Source organism: Pararhizobium sp. LjRoot238 (assembly GCF_964252955.1).
In the GTDB taxonomy this organism is placed as follows: domain Bacteria; phylum Pseudomonadota; class Alphaproteobacteria; order Rhizobiales; family Rhizobiaceae; genus Pararhizobium.
In genome coordinates, this window is the sequence record NZ_CAXUPP020000005.1 from 1 (window position 1) to 14389 (window position 14389).

The 14389-nt window shown below is 63.0% G+C and carries 13 protein-coding genes and 1 pseudogene; 9 read left to right on the forward strand and 5 right to left on the reverse strand.

The annotated features are described in order from the left end of the window. Positions 1 to 71 precede the first annotated feature (71 nt). Complete coding sequence (locus tag ACSQ3F_RS27675; RefSeq protein WP_436103373.1) at positions 72 to 953, reverse strand: LysR substrate-binding domain-containing protein; 882 nt, start codon at positions 951 to 953, stop codon at positions 72 to 74. A gap of 75 nt (positions 954 to 1028) precedes the next feature. On the opposite strand from ACSQ3F_RS27675, the gene ACSQ3F_RS27680 reads away from it, so the two are divergent. Genes ACSQ3F_RS27680 through ACSQ3F_RS27690 form a run of 3 tightly spaced genes read left to right on the forward strand, consistent with a single transcriptional unit; the run spans position 1029 to position 3905 of the window. After that, entirely contained in the window at positions 1029 to 2198 is a 1170-nt protein-coding gene (locus ACSQ3F_RS27680) for a four-carbon acid sugar kinase family protein (RefSeq protein ID WP_436103374.1), read from the forward strand. Then, positions 2185 to 3198: a 4-hydroxythreonine-4-phosphate dehydrogenase PdxA gene (gene pdxA, locus ACSQ3F_RS27685; RefSeq protein WP_436103375.1), complete on the forward strand. Its 1014-nt coding sequence runs from the start codon at positions 2185 to 2187 to the stop codon at positions 3196 to 3198. Before ACSQ3F_RS27680 ends, pdxA begins: the two co-directional genes overlap by 14 nt. After that, entirely contained in the window at positions 3195 to 3905 is a 711-nt protein-coding gene (locus ACSQ3F_RS27690; protein WP_436103376.1) for a 4-hydroxythreonine-4-phosphate dehydrogenase, read from the forward strand. The genes pdxA and ACSQ3F_RS27690 overlap by 4 nt, the downstream gene beginning before the upstream one ends. A gap of 205 nt (positions 3906 to 4110) precedes the next feature. Here ACSQ3F_RS27690 and ACSQ3F_RS27695 read toward each other — a convergent pair whose 3' ends face one another. From ACSQ3F_RS27695 to greA, 4 genes and pseudogenes are all read right to left on the reverse strand, one after another. After that, positions 4111 to 4710 (reverse strand): reverse transcriptase domain-containing protein, encoded by a 600-nt coding sequence (locus tag ACSQ3F_RS27695; protein WP_436103377.1) that lies wholly within the window; start codon positions 4708 to 4710, stop codon positions 4111 to 4113. Positions 4711 to 4777: 67 nt separating this feature from the next. Beyond that, positions 4778 to 5476, reverse strand: a pseudogene (locus ACSQ3F_RS27700) (IS6 family transposase). A gap of 169 nt (positions 5477 to 5645) precedes the next feature. Further along, the gene (locus ACSQ3F_RS27705) at positions 5646 to 6593 is read right to left on the reverse strand and encodes an MYG1 family protein (RefSeq protein ID WP_436103378.1); all 948 of its coding nucleotides are present in this window, start codon (positions 6591 to 6593) and stop codon (positions 5646 to 5648) included. A 276-nt stretch (positions 6594 to 6869) separates the two neighbouring features. Next, the gene (gene greA / locus ACSQ3F_RS27710) at positions 6870 to 7352 is read right to left on the reverse strand and encodes a transcription elongation factor GreA (RefSeq protein ID WP_436103379.1); all 483 of its coding nucleotides are present in this window, start codon (positions 7350 to 7352) and stop codon (positions 6870 to 6872) included. 276 nt (positions 7353 to 7628) lie between these two features. On the opposite strand from greA, the gene ACSQ3F_RS27715 reads away from it, so the two are divergent. From ACSQ3F_RS27715 to ACSQ3F_RS27740, 6 genes are all read left to right on the forward strand, one after another. Continuing rightward, a complete protein-coding gene (locus ACSQ3F_RS27715) occupies positions 7629 to 8831 on the forward strand; it encodes an ISAzo13 family transposase (RefSeq protein WP_436098414.1) in 1203 nt (400 codons plus the stop codon). Positions 8832 to 9028: 197 nt separating this feature from the next. Beyond that, complete coding sequence (locus ACSQ3F_RS27720; RefSeq protein ID WP_436103380.1) at positions 9029 to 10072, forward strand: helix-turn-helix domain-containing protein; 1044 nt, start codon at positions 9029 to 9031, stop codon at positions 10070 to 10072. Positions 10073 to 10118: 46 nt separating this feature from the next. After that, positions 10119 to 11240 (forward strand): efflux RND transporter periplasmic adaptor subunit, encoded by a 1122-nt coding sequence (locus ACSQ3F_RS27725; protein WP_436103381.1) that lies wholly within the window; start codon positions 10119 to 10121, stop codon positions 11238 to 11240. Beyond that, positions 11237 to 11938: an ABC transporter ATP-binding protein gene (locus ACSQ3F_RS27730; protein ID WP_436103382.1), complete on the forward strand. Its 702-nt coding sequence runs from the start codon at positions 11237 to 11239 to the stop codon at positions 11936 to 11938. Before ACSQ3F_RS27725 ends, ACSQ3F_RS27730 begins: the two co-directional genes overlap by 4 nt. After that, a complete protein-coding gene (locus tag ACSQ3F_RS27735; RefSeq protein WP_436103383.1) occupies positions 11938 to 13080 on the forward strand; it encodes an ABC transporter permease in 1143 nt (380 codons plus the stop codon). The genes ACSQ3F_RS27730 and ACSQ3F_RS27735 overlap by 1 nt, the downstream gene beginning before the upstream one ends. A 4-nt stretch (positions 13081 to 13084) precedes the next feature. Next, positions 13085 to 14284 carry an ABC transporter permease gene (locus ACSQ3F_RS27740; RefSeq protein WP_436103384.1) on the forward strand — a complete coding sequence of 400 codons (1200 nt, stop codon included), beginning with the start codon at positions 13085 to 13087 and terminating at the stop codon, positions 14282 to 14284. The last annotated feature ends 105 nt before the right edge of the window (positions 14285 to 14389 follow it).

The window sequence follows — 14389 nt, forward strand, 5'->3', positions numbered from 1 at the left end:
CAGGCGCACAAGTCTAATTTTTATTGGGAGTCCTGCGAAACGATTCTGGCGTGCAACCATTCCTACACTTTCTATATCTTCTTGAACGATATCTCGGACTCTGTGGTCAGCCAATCTCGCAATGCGGAGAGGCCGGTTGAAACAATGATCGACTTCGGATGGATCAGGCCGTAGTCGGTCCCGTCGCGATCAAAGCCGAGTGGTGCTTCCAATCGCCCATTCGCGACGTCATCCGCTGCAATCGCTTGTGGTGCAAGAGCAACGCCAAGACCACCCAGGGCTGCTTCTGCCATCAGGAAATGATGATCCAGCAATCGGGTCGTTCGAGGACGCGGCGCATCCATGTGCTCGTCGAACCACGCTTCCCAAGCATTCGGTCGCGTCCGTGATCCGAGCGCCACATAGTCGCCACTCTCGAACCGCTTGCGCAGGGATGGTAGCATTACCGGACCAACACGCTCGGGCATCAGCCTGATGATGGTCCATTCCGGGTCCACCAGAAAATCGAGACGGCGGATCGCAAGCGTCACCCGGTCGCGCGCGAAGTCGAGCGCACCGCCGCCGGTCGACAGATGCACCTCGACATCCGGGTATCGATCCTGAAACCCAGACAGGCGCGGAATCAGCCAGCGCATCGCCAGCGAGCGCTCGCAGGACAGGATGATCGGAATGGGCGTCGAGCCGGATCTGATTTCTGCCAAGGTATCAGTGATTAAGCTGAACGCCTTACCGGTCGCCTCCGCCAGCTTCTCGCCATCGGAGGTCAGACGCACTCCGCGTCCGTCCGCTTCGAGCAAGCGCAGACCAAGATCGGCGGAGAGTTTGGAGACGCGACGGCTCACTGCACCATGCGTCAGAGCGAGTTCGGCAGCCGCAGCACGCACAGACCCTAGACGCGCCACTGTTTCGAAGGCACGCAGATCGTCGAGAAAAGGTATGTCCGATCGTTTCATTGGTGATTTCATATCACCACCAATCGTCAGATCATATGGATAATCTGTTCTGACCGTTCTGCTAATGTCACCAACATGAAGCAGAACACATCTCTCCTCGTCGGGATAATCGCCGACGACCTGACCAGTGCTACCGACGGCGCGGCGGCCTTTCTCGCGAAAGGCCATGCGCCTCTGATCAAGCGAAATGCCGACGGCCCGGAAAATGGGGCCGTCGTTTCGATCGACACCAACAGCCGCGCCTCTGCCATCTGGCAGGCGACAAAGGCTACGGCCGACGCCGTGTCGGCCCTCTCAAATGCCCGCCTTCTGTTCAAGACGATCGATTCGACCCTGCGCGGCCATATCCGCGTGGAAGTCGCCGCCGCCTTTCGCGCAAGCGGCCGGAGCAGGCTTGTCATCGCTCCAGCCTTTCCCGAAGTGGGGCGGCTCACCGTCGGCGGGATCCAGACGGTGAGCGGCATTCCCGTGAGCCAAAGCGTCTACGGCTGTGATCCAGTCCATCCCGCAGGCACATCGCACGTTGCCAATCTGATCGACCCGTCCCTGGGGAGACCGATCATTCTCGCCCCAGACAGTTTCGGCGATGCGGCAACGAACGCATCCATTCTGATCCTCGACGCCGACAGCCAAGACGTACTGAACCGGCAAGTCGCCAGCATCCCCGATCCTGAGACTGTCCTGTGGGTGGGCTCTCCTGGTCTCGCCATCGCGCTGGCATCGCTGGTCCCTGCTGTGCCGGATGGACGCCCGGTAACGGGCAAAGCCGCCGGGCGCGTGCTGATCGTCGCAGGAAGCGCCAATCCGGTGACGCGCGCCCAATGCGAGACCTTGCGGGCACAAGGCGTTCCCGTCGTCACCGACATGGCCGACGCTCCCGGCGATGCCCGTGTGATTTGCCTTCGGGCACCGCTGCAACGGCAGGCGAATGCCAGCGCGTTGATGGCGAACCTCGCCGGACAAGCAGCCGCATCTGTCGTTCGGCATGACTATGACGCGGTGATCGCCACCGGCGGCGAGACAATGGCGGCGATCCTCGACCGCCTCGGCGTCACCCGTTTCTTTCTCACCTGCGAGCTGGAGCCCGGCTTTCCGGTCGGCCGCGCCGAACGGGTGGACGGAGCGTCGATCACCATCGCCATGAAGGCGGGAGGGTTCGGCTCACCGTCGGCACTCCTTGATGCCGCCCGCGGCCTGCTGGCCAAACCGCTTTCACGAAAGGCTCTGATCCATGACCGCCCATGACGCTCCTCTCGCCGTGACCATGGGCGATCCCTCCGGCATCGGCCCCGAGATCATCGCAAAAATGTATCTCCGTCGCCCGGACAAGCGGCACTGGATCGTCGTCGGTGATCCGCTGGTGATGAACCACGCCCTTTCCGCGCTGGATGCTGATGTGCGGGTCCGGCCGATCGCTTCCCTCGATGAGACCGTGCTCGAGGACGGAACGCTCAACGTGCTTTGCTCCTCGCAGCTTTGCGTCCTGCCACCGGTCAGCCAGGTTTCGGCCATCGGTGGACGCGCGGCGTTCGACGCCATCGTCGCCGCGATCCGACTGGCGCGGGACGGTCGCGTGGGCGGCATCGTCACGGCGCCGATCCACAAGGAAGCGCTCGCCGCCGCCGGTCTGCACTATCCCGGCCACACCGAAATCCTGGCCGATCATGGCGGCGCTCCCAAGGTTGCCATGATGCTGGCGAACGAGGACATTCGTACGGTCCTCGTCACCATCCATTGTTCGCTATCCGAGGCGATCCGCAAAGGCGATTTCGCGGCGCAGATGGACGCGATCCAGCTGGCCCATGCCGGTGCGCAGGCGCTCGGCATCGCCCATCCGCGCGTCGCTGTCGCGGGCCTCAATCCGCATGCCGGCGAAGGCGGTCTCTTCGGAGACGAGGAAATCCGCATCATCCGGCCGGCGATCGAGGCGGCCCGCGCCGAAGGTATCGACGCATCCGGCCCATGGCCCGGCGACACCGTGTTCATGCAGGCCCGCAAGGGCCGCTTCGACATCGTGGTCGCGCAGTATCACGACCAGGGCCTCATCCCGGTCAAATACATGGGCCTCGACCATGGCGTGAACGTCACGCTGGGCCTGCCGTTCGTGCGCACCAGCCCCGATCACGGCACCGCCTTCGACATCGCGGGGTCCGGCGTTGCCGACCCCTCCAGCCTTGAGACCGCCTTCGACTACGCCCTTCGGCTGAAGGCTTCCCTCCCGAACCTGAAAGCCGACACCCCATGACGCCATTCGACTTCATCTTCATGCTGACACGCAACGACCGCACCGTGGCCGACGCCGCCGTCCACGCCGAAACGGCGCTCCGGGCCGGAATCCGCCACATCGGCTTCAAGGACGTCGGCCTGCCGTTCGACGCGCTCGCCGGCCTCGCCCGCCAGATTCGCGAGGGCGGAGCCAGCACCTATCTCGAAGTCGTATCGCTCGACCGCGACAGCGAGATCCGCTCGGTCAAGGCGGCGATCGACCTCGGCGTCGACTATCTTCTCGGGGGCACCCATGCCGAAGACGTGCTGCCGCTGCTGGAAGGGACGCCCATCCGCTACTATCCGTTTCCGGGCCGCATCGTCGGGCACCCGAGCATTCTCGAAGGATCGCAGGCCGAGATCGTCAAAAGCGCCGTCGCGCTCGCCAGCCATCCCGGTGTCGCCGGTCTCGACCTTCTCGCCTACCGTTCGGCAGGCAATGTGCCATCTCTCATCGACGCTGTGTGCCGAGCCGTGCCCAAGCCCATTATCGTCGCTGGATCGGTGGACCGGCCGGATCAGGTCGAGACTATTCGTAAGAGTGGCGCAGCGGGATTTACCGTCGGTACCTCTGCGCTGGACGGCCGGTTCCCGGCACAGGGCCCCGCACTGGAATTCCAGCTGCGGGCGATCTCGGCGTGCCTCGAAGGACATCAAGAGAGCATGCCGCTGTCGCGCAATTCCTGATTTTTTGGCGGAAGCGAGTTGAACTAAAATTGCTCATAAAATCACGAACGCGGTAGGGACGCCCATCGCTGGGCGCCCCCCGCACAGATCCGCACGTGCGGAATTCCCGCATACGGCTCCTACCTCAGGTGTTTGACGGCGAAGCGATCGCTAGGCCAAGGGTGAAGGATGAGCGGTTTGGGGAGCCAGTCGTCAGCCAGCTTCTTCATCCGGTCCATGTCAGCGTGTCCTTTTGGCTGCGTCGCCGAAGCGAGCGCCTCCAAAGGTCGGTGGCATGGTGGCGGAACGACCCTAGCGCCGCGCCGTTATGCGGCACGGCATGATAGGCGAAAAAGCCGGTAACGACCTGCCGCAGCCATTTCCCTTGCTCGGGGATGGGCTGGTGCAGTCGCCGTCGCAACTCTCCCTTTATCTCTTTCAGCCTTGCCTGCATGCGATCTCGTCTGGTTCGCCGCTTGACGACGAATTTACCCCGACGGGATTTGCTGCAGATGAAAGTGAAACCGAGAAAGTTGAAGGTCGCCGGTTTACCGAGCCCGACTGAAGCGCGCTGGGCTGCTGCGAAGCGGCCAAACTCGATCAGGCGGGTCTTTTCCGGATGCAACGACAGCGCAAACTCTTGCAGTCGCTCGCGCATCTCATCCCAGAAGCGGCGGGCATCGTTTTCATACTGGAACCCGACCACAATGTCGTCGGCGTACCGTATGATGATCATGTCGCCCTTGGCCTTCTGCCGTCTCCAGCGTGCGGCCCACAGGTCGAACACGTAGTGCAGGTAGACGTTGGCCAGAAGCGGCGATGCCACCGAACCCTGTCCAGGGTTGTGTTGCAAAATCCGCAGAGCTGGCAAGCCAGACTGATCCTTCACTGCGTCAGACGGCATCTGCCAGGATGGCGAACTGTTCGGCGAGGGACGGGTTTGGATGGGAGGGATATTGAGCCTGTCTCTTGCGCATCATGTGAAGCATTTCAATGCCGGACAGCGTCGCCGTTGCGCTGGCGACAGAGTTAAAACCGAGCATCGGTCTTACGCGCCGCTTAACTCGTCGGTGATCCTGCTCGATGCGGTTGTTCAGGTACTGGCCGAATACGGATCGGTTCGACGGCCCGGCCCGAATGGTCCTTCAGGCGCGCGATTGCATCACAAGACACGATGGCTTCCCGGTTGGTCTGGCTACCGTCGATGACGATGCGATCGGGGCGGCCGTGGTGGTTGAATGCATTCCTGAAGAACCGTTTGGCCGTACGCAGGTCCCGATGTTCGCTGAACCAAAATTCGACCGTGTCGCCGGCACTGTCGATGGCGCGATAGAGGTACATCCATTGCCCCCGGACTTTGATGTAGGTTTCATCGGCGTGCCATTTGCCGGTGACAGCACGCTTGCGCCGGTTGAAGCGCTCCAACAGCATGGGAGAAAAGTGTACGACCCAGCGATGGATCGTCGAATGATCAATGCTGATACCGCGTTCGGCCATCATTTCCTTCAGTCACGCAAGCTGAGACCGTAGGCCAGATACCAGCGCACGCATAACAAAATCACCGACTGGTCGAAGTGGCGGCCCTTGAACATTCGAAATCTCCCGGCACATACCGGAGAACAATGCCACCGCGACTGTAACCGAAGAGTTTGCAACGGAACCCCGGTGCGGCCGTGTGAGTAGAGTAGGTCAACTTTGGCCAACTCGGGAGGCCAAGCACGTGTCAAAAGCGCCGAAAGCGGAACTTCTGACCGGGCCACCTCAACCGTCGATACTTGGCTCTAGGCCGATAGAAATAGCTTCGCTTACGGCCAACTCCGCCATGGCGAGTGCAGCTTCGCGGGTCTTGGCGGCGGCGATGAAGCGGCCGTTGTGGCAGAAGCTCGCGCCATCTATGCCGCAGGCAGCCTCCAAATCACCATTGGTCAGGCCAGCCCAGGCTGCCGGCAGATCGGCCCGCACCTCAAACCCTTCGTCGGCGCGGCGGATGGTGGTCAGGCACCAATCCTTTTCACGCGGATGAACGACAAACAGCAGGTGATCGGCGCCTGCCTTCACGATGGCGGGACGGAACGGCATTCCCATTGGCAGTTCAAGGATATGCCCTTGGCCCGTATCCTGGATCGCCTGATGCACAAGTCCTTCGGCCCGCAATTTTGCGGCGCTTTGGGCTATCCTTGCCTCGACGAAGCTACGGGCAATGGCCAGAGCGTTTTCGAATCCGCGATTCTCGGCCTCGGGATCATTCTCGTCGAAAACGGGTTTCAAGGTCTCCAGCAGAGCCGGCAACGTCAGCCCGGCCAACGGTCCGGCAACGGAAGGGCTGAGCGCACCATTGTCCATCAGGTCGACCGGCAGCACGAAACTGGCATCGAAAGAGGCATGGACGGTCTCGATATGCGCTTCGGGGAGGCCGAAGGCGGCCAGATAGTCACGGCCGTAATGCTTCCAGATCAATCCGAACGAACTGTAGGGCTGGCCATCGTCACGGAGCGGCGCGCCGCGCTGATGGTGGTCGAATATCTGCGCTGTAGCGTCATACATGCCGCCGACATCGTAGATGATGCGGCCCACGCCGGGTGTGATCCATTCCGGTGCGCGGCTTCGGACAAGACGAGCCTGCGGGAAGAGCCGGTTCAGGATGACGCTGGAAAGCAGTTCGTCGGCATGGAAGCCGCCGGAATGGGTGACGACGAAATCTGGGATCATGCCGGGACGCACCTTGTTTTTCGCGGAGGGTCCGCTTGCGGTTGGCACCAGATAACCAATGCCGGATGCTATCTCAACCCGCCATTCGCTTCATTTTGGTGCATCGTCTCTCCCAAGCCGCACAGCGCAATGTGAAGCCTAGAGCACTCTTCGTAGTCTACCTTGGATTGCCGCATAGGCCCGTTGATCCGAGAAGAAGGGAAAGGGTCCCGGCCATAACCTGCTCGATAATGTCTCGGACAGCCGCTGCCTTCGCATCGTTGCCATATGGACGCTCTAGGAGATGGTAATAATCTCGAGTTCTTGCCCCCCTGCGCTGACGACATCCCCAACAACTTTGCCCATGAGAAGCCTTGCCACCGGGGATACGTAGGAAATCGACCCCGCCTTGGGATCGGCTTCGTCCTCTCCCACGATGCGATACATCTGCACGCGCCCGTCACTACGGCTGAAGGTTACCGTGCTTCCAAAGGCAACAGTGCCAATCGAAGTCTGCTCAGGGACAACCTGAGCCGTGCGAACTCTTGCCGCAAAGTAGCGCGTATCACGCAAGGGGCTTGCTGCCTGCCTTCGTCGTTCATTGACGTCTTCGATCGTGCTCGTTGCATCGTAAGCCTCGCGCGCTTGCTGAAGCTGCAACTCCAGAGCCTTCAATCCCGCTTCCGTAACAAGGTTCGGGTGCGGCGAAATTGGACGTTCAGGCAGCAGGGTTTCCGAAGCAGTTTCGGAACTTTCTTCCTTGGTGAAGGCAACGCTCAATCTCAAACTCCGTTTAGCCTCGGTGCGCTGTTGCAGCGCATGGGGCGATTGCCACGTACGTTGCAGAACCACGGACACGATGACAATAGACCAACCGCCAAAATGGACCCGTCGGCGGCCGATGCGGGTCCATGTCCTGCCATCTTGAGGGCAGAGCGTTGGTTTCCCGCTAAGGACGCTCCGAACAATAACTGAATCGTCATTTGTCGAGGGTGCGTCTGATTGACTCATGTGCGGGGGATTCCCGGCCGGATCAGATAGACGTATGTCGATGGCATGATCGACGAGGATGGCATCAGATACCGCTGGGAGACAGTGGGGCGCAAGCTCGATGAACGCGGGCGTCGGATGTTCGCGGCGGCCGAGGCGAGCACGGCGGGATGGGGCGGGCTTGCGGCAGTCTCGCGGATCACCGGGTTGGCGCGGTCGACGATCAATCGCGGACAGGACGACCTGGATGCCATGCCTCTGGGGCTGGGTCAGGTTCGGCGTGCTGGCGGCGGGCGCAAGGCGGTGAGCGCGCTTGATCCTGGGCTTGTTGCGCAGTTGAAGCGACTGGTGGAGCCGGCCACGCTGGGCGATCCCGAGCGGCCCTTGCTCTGGGTGTCGAAGAGTATGGATAAACTCGCCGACACGCTGACGGCGATGGGCCACCCGATCAGCGCCGACACGGTGGCCAAGGAGTTGGTGAAGCTGGGCTTTTCGCGTCAGCGCAACCGCAAGGCGGACGAAGGCTCGCACCATCCCGATCGCAACGCCCAGTTCGAGCACATCAACACGAAGGTGATTGCGGCCCAAGCCAAGGGCCAACCGGTCATCTCGGTCGATACCAAGAAAAAGGAACTGGTGGGCAACTACAAGAATGTCGGCAGCGACTATCGCCCGAAAGGCACGCCGATCCGCGTCAAGGTGCATGACTTCGAGGACAAGGAACTGGGCAAGGTGGTGCCTTACGGCATCTACGACGTGACGGCGAACGCGGGCTTCGTCAGCTTGGGCATTACCGCCGATACGGCCGAGTTCGCCGTCCAGTCGATCCGGTGCTGGCTCGATCGCATGGGACGAGAGCGCTATCCCAAGGCAAGTGAACTGACCGTCACGGCCGACTGCGGCGGCTCAAACGGCGCGCGCGTCAGGCTATGGAAGTTGGAATTGCAGAAACTGGCCGACGAGACCGACTTGGTCCTTCACGTCCACCATTATCCGCCCGGCACCTCCAAGTGGAACAAGATCGAACACCGCCTGTTCTGCCACATTACCCAGAACTGGCGCGGCCGCCCGCTCGAAAGCCGCCTGGCCGTGGTCGAACTGATCGGTGCCACCACGACAAAGACCGGCCTCAAGGTCGAATGCGCCCTCGACACCCGCACCTACCACAAAGGCGTCAAGGTCTCCGATGCCCAGATGGCAGGCCTCCATGTCAAAGGCGACGCCTTCCATCCAGAGTGGAACTACACCATCACCCCAAGAAACACGTAGCGGTTATTCCGCGAACTGTCCTAAACAACGCTAAGCAAAGGAAATGTCAGCGGTCCCACGTTTTGGCGGCAGTGAGGCGGTTCCAGGCTTGTGAAACAGGACACTATTAGACCTGGAACATGATAAAGGTCGCGAGAGGTTGTCCTGCGGCGCAGGATGGCCGAGACTGCTTCTCTCCATTCCTGCGCCGGATTTTCATGCCATTCGTACCTCTCCCCTTCGTCATCGCCATCCTGCTGATCGTTCTCTTCGGCGCCGCCGTGCGGCAGGGTGATGAGAGGCCGGCGAACCGACCGTTTCTGGCGCTCATCCTCGTCAGTGCGTTTCTCTCGCTGCTCTCCGGCCTGCGCTGGGGATATGGCGTGCAGGGCGCCATCATGTATCTCGCGCCGGTGGGCGCCGCCGCCGTGCCGCCGCTCGCCTATGCGGGGGTGACGGAACTGGTGCGCAGGAGCCGCGCGCCTTCGGCGCACCGTCTTGCTCTCCATACCGTTCCCATGTTCATCGTCGTCGTGCTGCTGGCGACATGGCGCGATGCAATCGACATGGCGCTTGTGGTAATCTTCCTCGCCTATGCGGTTGCGATCTTGCTGCTGATGCGATCGGGGATGGATGCGTTGCGCCTCGCGCCCTTCGAAGAGGCAGCACCCGCCTACCGCGCCATCCTCTTTGCCGCTCTTGCCCTGCTCTTCTCCGCGGCCGTCGATACCTTCGTGTTTTTCGATTTGACCTGGATGCGGGGAGAACATGCCCCGCCGCTGATTGCGGTCGGCAATCTTGCCTCGCTGATCATCCTGTCTATTGCCGCGGCGACCGCGAGCCGAAGCCACGCGGCGACGGAAACGGTCGAAGCGGCCGTGCCGTCCGAAACGGGCGGGGACAAGGAAACGCTGTCAGCCGTCGAGGCGTTGATGGCGACGAAGCGCGCTTACCGCAATGTCGATCTCAACCTCGACCGGCTCGCGCGCAAGCTTGGTATACCGGCGCGACAGATTTCCACGGCGATCAACCGGGCGACGGGCAAGAACGTTTCGCAATATGTCAATGAGCACCGGATCGCCGAGGCCTGCGCGCTGCTCGTCGAAACGGACAAGGCCGTGACCGAGATCATGTTCGAGGTGGGCTTCCAGACCAAGTCCAACTTCAACCGCGAATTCCGCCGCGTCACCGAAATGTCGCCGCTCGAATGGCGCGAGCGGAAGGCTGCGCCGTCCCGGATCGCGATCGAGCACGACCCATAACACGTTTCAGGTCGCGTTTGCGCCCTCGCCGGCCATGATGCTCGGCATGAACACACATTTCGACATTGCCACAGAATGCGGCCGAAAACGCGCCGAGACGCTCAAGTCGCTATCGCTTGAACCCGTCCCTCTCGACATCCGGTCGCCGAAGCTGATGCTCCGGCGTCTCGCCCTGCCGGTCAGCATTTCAGCGCTGATGTTCGGGGCCGCCGCAGGCGTCACCCTCTATCAGTCGGACATAGTTAGCCAGTTCAAAACCATGGCCGGCACCCTGTCGGAACCGGAACGTGCAACAGCCGACGCTGTCGCGGTGACGCAGACCGAGGGCGAGCAAATTGCGGAGCGATCCGCCGCCCGCAATCCCCTCCCGGCCGGCCGCGAGGTCACCGGCTCCGGTTTTGTCGTCGCGCCGCGCATGACGGCGGTTTTCGCCAAATATGAAGGCAGGATCACGCGGATTGCCGTGACGCTGGGTGATCCCGTCGAGGCGGGTCAGATCCTGGTGAGGCTCGAGGATGCAGGCGCCCGTTTCGCGCTTGAACAGGCAAGTGCCGCGAACGCTCAGGCCGAGCTGGTCCTTGCCGCCCGCAGGATCGACCTTGCGCAGGCTCGCACCCTGCTGGACCGCACTGAAATCCTCGCCGCCCGTGACGCGACCTCAAGGCAGGCGCTTGATGATGCGCGCGCCGCCACGGAGCGGGCGTCAAACGCGGTGGCGCAAGCGCGGCAATCTGCTGACAGTGCCGATCTCGCCATTCGCATCGCGGAGGAACGGGTGGCGGAACTGACCGTTCGCGCGCCGTTCGCCGGCACCGTCACCCGCCTCGAGGCCCGTGTCGGCGACACGGTGCTGGCGCGGATCGACAGCGTTCGTGAAAGCCAGAGCCTGCTCACGATCACCGATACCAAAAGCCTCGTGATCGACGCCGACGTGGCTGAAACCACCATCGCCGCCCTGAAGCCCGGCCTTCGCGGCCAGGCGGTGCTCGACGGTTTCCCCGACCGGCCCTTCGCCGTCGCGGTCCTGCGGCTGGCGCCCGTCGCCTCCGCCGAAAAGGGCACCGTCTCGCTGCGCCTGTCGCTCGACGGTCCGCCCGACGGCATCCGGCCGAACATGGCGGCCCGCATCCGCATCACCCTCGATGAAGCAGGAGAACCCACACAATGACAGAGAATATCGCCCCCTATATCGCGCTCAGTGGAGTCAGGAAGGCATTCCGCATGGGCGGGGAGATGATCCCCATCTTCTCCGGGCTCGATCTGGCGATCCCGCACGGCGATTTCGTCGCCGCCATGGGCCCCTCCGGATCGGGCAAATCGACGCTGCTCAACATGCTGGCCGGTATCGACAGCCCGGATGCCGGAACGCTACGGATCGGCACAAGCCGCCTCGACCAGATGGGCGAGGCAGCGCGCTCCGCTTGGCGGGCGCATAACATGGGCATCGTCTTTCAATTCTACAATCTACTGCCCATGCTCACCGCGGCCGAGAATGTCGAGCTGCCGCTGCTGCTGAAACCCCTATCGCGCAAGGAGCGGCGCATCCGCGTCGAAAGAGTCCTCGACCTCGTCGGGCTTGCCGGGCGCGAAAGACAATATCCCGCCATGATGTCCGGCGGCCAGCAGCAGCGCATCGGCATCGCCCGCGCTATCGTCTCCGATCCGGGTTTGCTGCTCTGCGACGAGCCGACCGGCGACCTCGACCGCAAGTCCGCCGACGAGGTTCTGGACATGCTGCGTTTTCTCAACCAGGCCCTGAAAAAGACCATCGTCATGGTGACGCACGACCCTCAAGCAGCCCTTTACGCCCGCCGCACGCTGCATCTCGACAAGGGCGATTTCGTCGAAGAGAAGAGGGCCGCCTGATGACCTTCTTTGATCTCGCCCGAAAAAATGCATGGCGAAAGCCGCTCCGCACCGTGCTTCTGATGGTCTCGATCGGGGTCGCCTTCCTGATCTATGGCCTGACCGCGAGTTTCCTCAACGGAACGCAAGGGACGGCCGGCGCGAGCGACGACATTCTCGGCGTCACGAGCGCGAGCGGCCGCACGCAGCCGCTGCCGATGGCGGCGATGCCGCGCATTGCCGTCGACCCTGACGTCGCGGCCGTCGGATATGTGACGCGGCTGCGCGGCTTCGTCGATGTGGAGAAGAACGTCGTCGCCATCAGTGCCGCCGATCCCGACCTGCTGATGGCAGTCAACGGCAAGGAGCTCGGGCTGACGCCCGCGTTGGTGGAGGCGATCGGTCAGGCCCGCGACAAGGTGCTGGTCGGCCGCGCCTTGGCCGAGGCGCAAGGCTGGGTCGTCGGCCAGCGCGCGACGGTCACCACCTTCGACACGCCGAGAGAGGACGGCGGGCGCGACTGGCGCTTCGAGATCGCCGGCATCTTCGAGGGCGAAACCGCCGCCACCGACACCTATTTCATGATCGCCCGCTACGACTATGTGAATGCCGTCCGCGCGCGCGGCAAAGATAGCGTCGATGCCTTCATCGTCCGACCCCGCGCGGGCGTCTCGCCGGGGGAGCTTGCCGCCCAGATCGATACGCTTTTCGCCAACTCGGCAGCGCCCACGCGCACGCAATCGGAAAGGCAGTTCCTGGAAGCCTTCCTGCGCCAATATGCCGATATCAGCCTGATCGTGAAGCTCGTCGTCGGCGCCGCCTTCGTCACCCTGCTGATGATCGTCGTCAACACCATGGTCTTTGCCGTGCGCGAACGCATATTCGAGATCGGGGTGCTGAAGACGCTCGGCTTCTCCCGCCTCGGCATCATGGCGCTCATTCTCGGCGAGACCCTCTTCGTCTTCGCCGTGGGCGGCGGCCTCGGCCTTGTTCTGGCGAAGCTCGCCACCATGATCGCCGGCCCGGAACTGGGGCTGGTCTTCTCCACGCCGGTTCTCGCCAAAGCGCTCTCGATCATCGCCGCCCTCGGCCTCGCAACCGGCGCCCTGCCGGCCTTCAACGCGATGCGAACCCCCATCATCAAAGCTTTCAGAACGAGGTAGTCCCATGTCCACCCACAGCAGACAAGCGTTCGTGATGATCCGGACCAATCTGTCCAGCCTGCCGCGTCGTCTCGCGATTTCCGCCTCCATGGCCCTGTCGGTCGCGCTCGTCGTCTGCGTGCTCGCCGGGTTCCTGTCCATGGCGAAAGGGTTCGAGACGGCGCTGACCGGCGCCGGCTCACCCTCCGTCGCCGTCATTCTCGGCGGCGGCACCAATCAGGAGACGGGCTCGGATATTCCCGCGACCGTTATCCGCACGCTCGACGCCATGACTGGCGACCTCGGCGTCACCCGCGATACGGACGGCAAACTCGTCTCGTCCCGCGAGATCGTCGTGCCCGTCGATGTGAAGCAGCCGGCGGATGGAACGGCACGCACGCTGGCGCTGCGCGGCATGGATGCGGCCGGCCCGTCGATCCGCGACGGCATCAGCCTTTCGGCAGGGTGCGTCTTCACGCCCGGTGCTCGCGAGATCGTCGTCGGCGACCGCCTTGCCAGCGAATTCGGCCTCGGCGTGGGCGACACGGTCCGCCTCGGCGCGGTCGACTGGACGGTATCGGGTCATTTCTCCGCCGATGGCAGCGCCTTCGAATCCGAAATATGGGCCGACGTCGATGCCGTGCGCGCCGCCTTCGACCGGCAGGGACAGGTGCAAAGCCTGAAACTCCGCCTCACCGATGCCGCCGCGCTCAAACTTTTGCAGGACAAGCTCGCCACGATCACGGGCACACCGCTCGTCGCCCTTTCCGAGGCCGATCTCTACGCCGCACAATCCGGACGCACGGCGAGCCTGATCCGCCTGTTCGGCTGGCCGGTCGCGCTGCTGATGGCCGTGGGTGCTACGGCGGGCGCACTCAACACGATGATGAGCTCCGTCACCGACCGGACCGTCGAGATCGCCACCGTCCGCGCGCTCGGCTTCAGCCGCCTCTCGGCCTTTCTCGGCACATGGGTCGAAGCCGTAGTGCTCGCGGGCGCCGGCATCGTCCTCGGCCTCTTCGCCTCATGGCTGATCTTCAACGGCTGGCAGGCAAGCACCATCGGCGCGAACAACGCCCGCATGGCCTTCCAGCTCGCCGTCACGCCCGACGTGCTGCTGACAGCGGGCCTGCTCGGCCTTGCCGTCGGCATCCTCGGCGGCGCCCTCCCCGCCATCGCCGCCACGCGGCTGCCGCTGACCGCAGCGCTTCGGGCACGGGGTTAGCGAACAATGTCCATTAAGCGGGCCGGCTAATGCCGAGACGGCGCATTTCCCGATAGACCGTTGATTTCCAAGCACACGAAAGACGGTGTCGCTGCGGCAAGGGCA

Excerpts from the sequence above, each read along its gene's own strand:
- ACSQ3F_RS27680 (WP_436103374.1), top strand. The coding sequence starts at position 1,029 with ATGAAGCAGAACACATCTCTCCTCGTCGGGATAATCGCCGACGACCTG.
- ACSQ3F_RS27735 (WP_436103383.1), top strand. The coding sequence starts at position 11,938 with ATGACCTTCTTTGATCTCGCCCGAAAAAATGCATGGCGAAAGCCGCTC.
- ACSQ3F_RS27740 (WP_436103384.1), top strand. The coding sequence starts at position 13,085 with ATGTCCACCCACAGCAGACAAGCGTTCGTGATGATCCGGACCAATCTG.
- ACSQ3F_RS27715 (WP_436098414.1), top strand. The coding sequence starts at position 7,629 with ATGATCGACGAGGATGGCATCAGATACCGCTGGGAGACAGTGGGGCGC.
- ACSQ3F_RS27725 (WP_436103381.1), top strand. The coding sequence starts at position 10,119 with ATGAACACACATTTCGACATTGCCACAGAATGCGGCCGAAAACGCGCC.
- pdxA (WP_436103375.1), top strand. The coding sequence starts at position 2,185 with ATGACCGCCCATGACGCTCCTCTCGCCGTGACCATGGGCGATCCCTCC.
- ACSQ3F_RS27675 (WP_436103373.1), bottom strand. The coding sequence starts at position 953 with ATGAAACGATCGGACATACCTTTTCTCGACGATCTGCGTGCCTTCGAA.
- ACSQ3F_RS27690 (WP_436103376.1), top strand. The coding sequence starts at position 3,195 with ATGACGCCATTCGACTTCATCTTCATGCTGACACGCAACGACCGCACC.
- ACSQ3F_RS27705 (WP_436103378.1), bottom strand. The coding sequence starts at position 6,593 with ATGATCCCAGATTTCGTCGTCACCCATTCCGGCGGCTTCCATGCCGAC.
- ACSQ3F_RS27720 (WP_436103380.1), top strand. The coding sequence starts at position 9,029 with ATGCCATTCGTACCTCTCCCCTTCGTCATCGCCATCCTGCTGATCGTT.
- ACSQ3F_RS27730 (WP_436103382.1), top strand. The coding sequence starts at position 11,237 with ATGACAGAGAATATCGCCCCCTATATCGCGCTCAGTGGAGTCAGGAAG.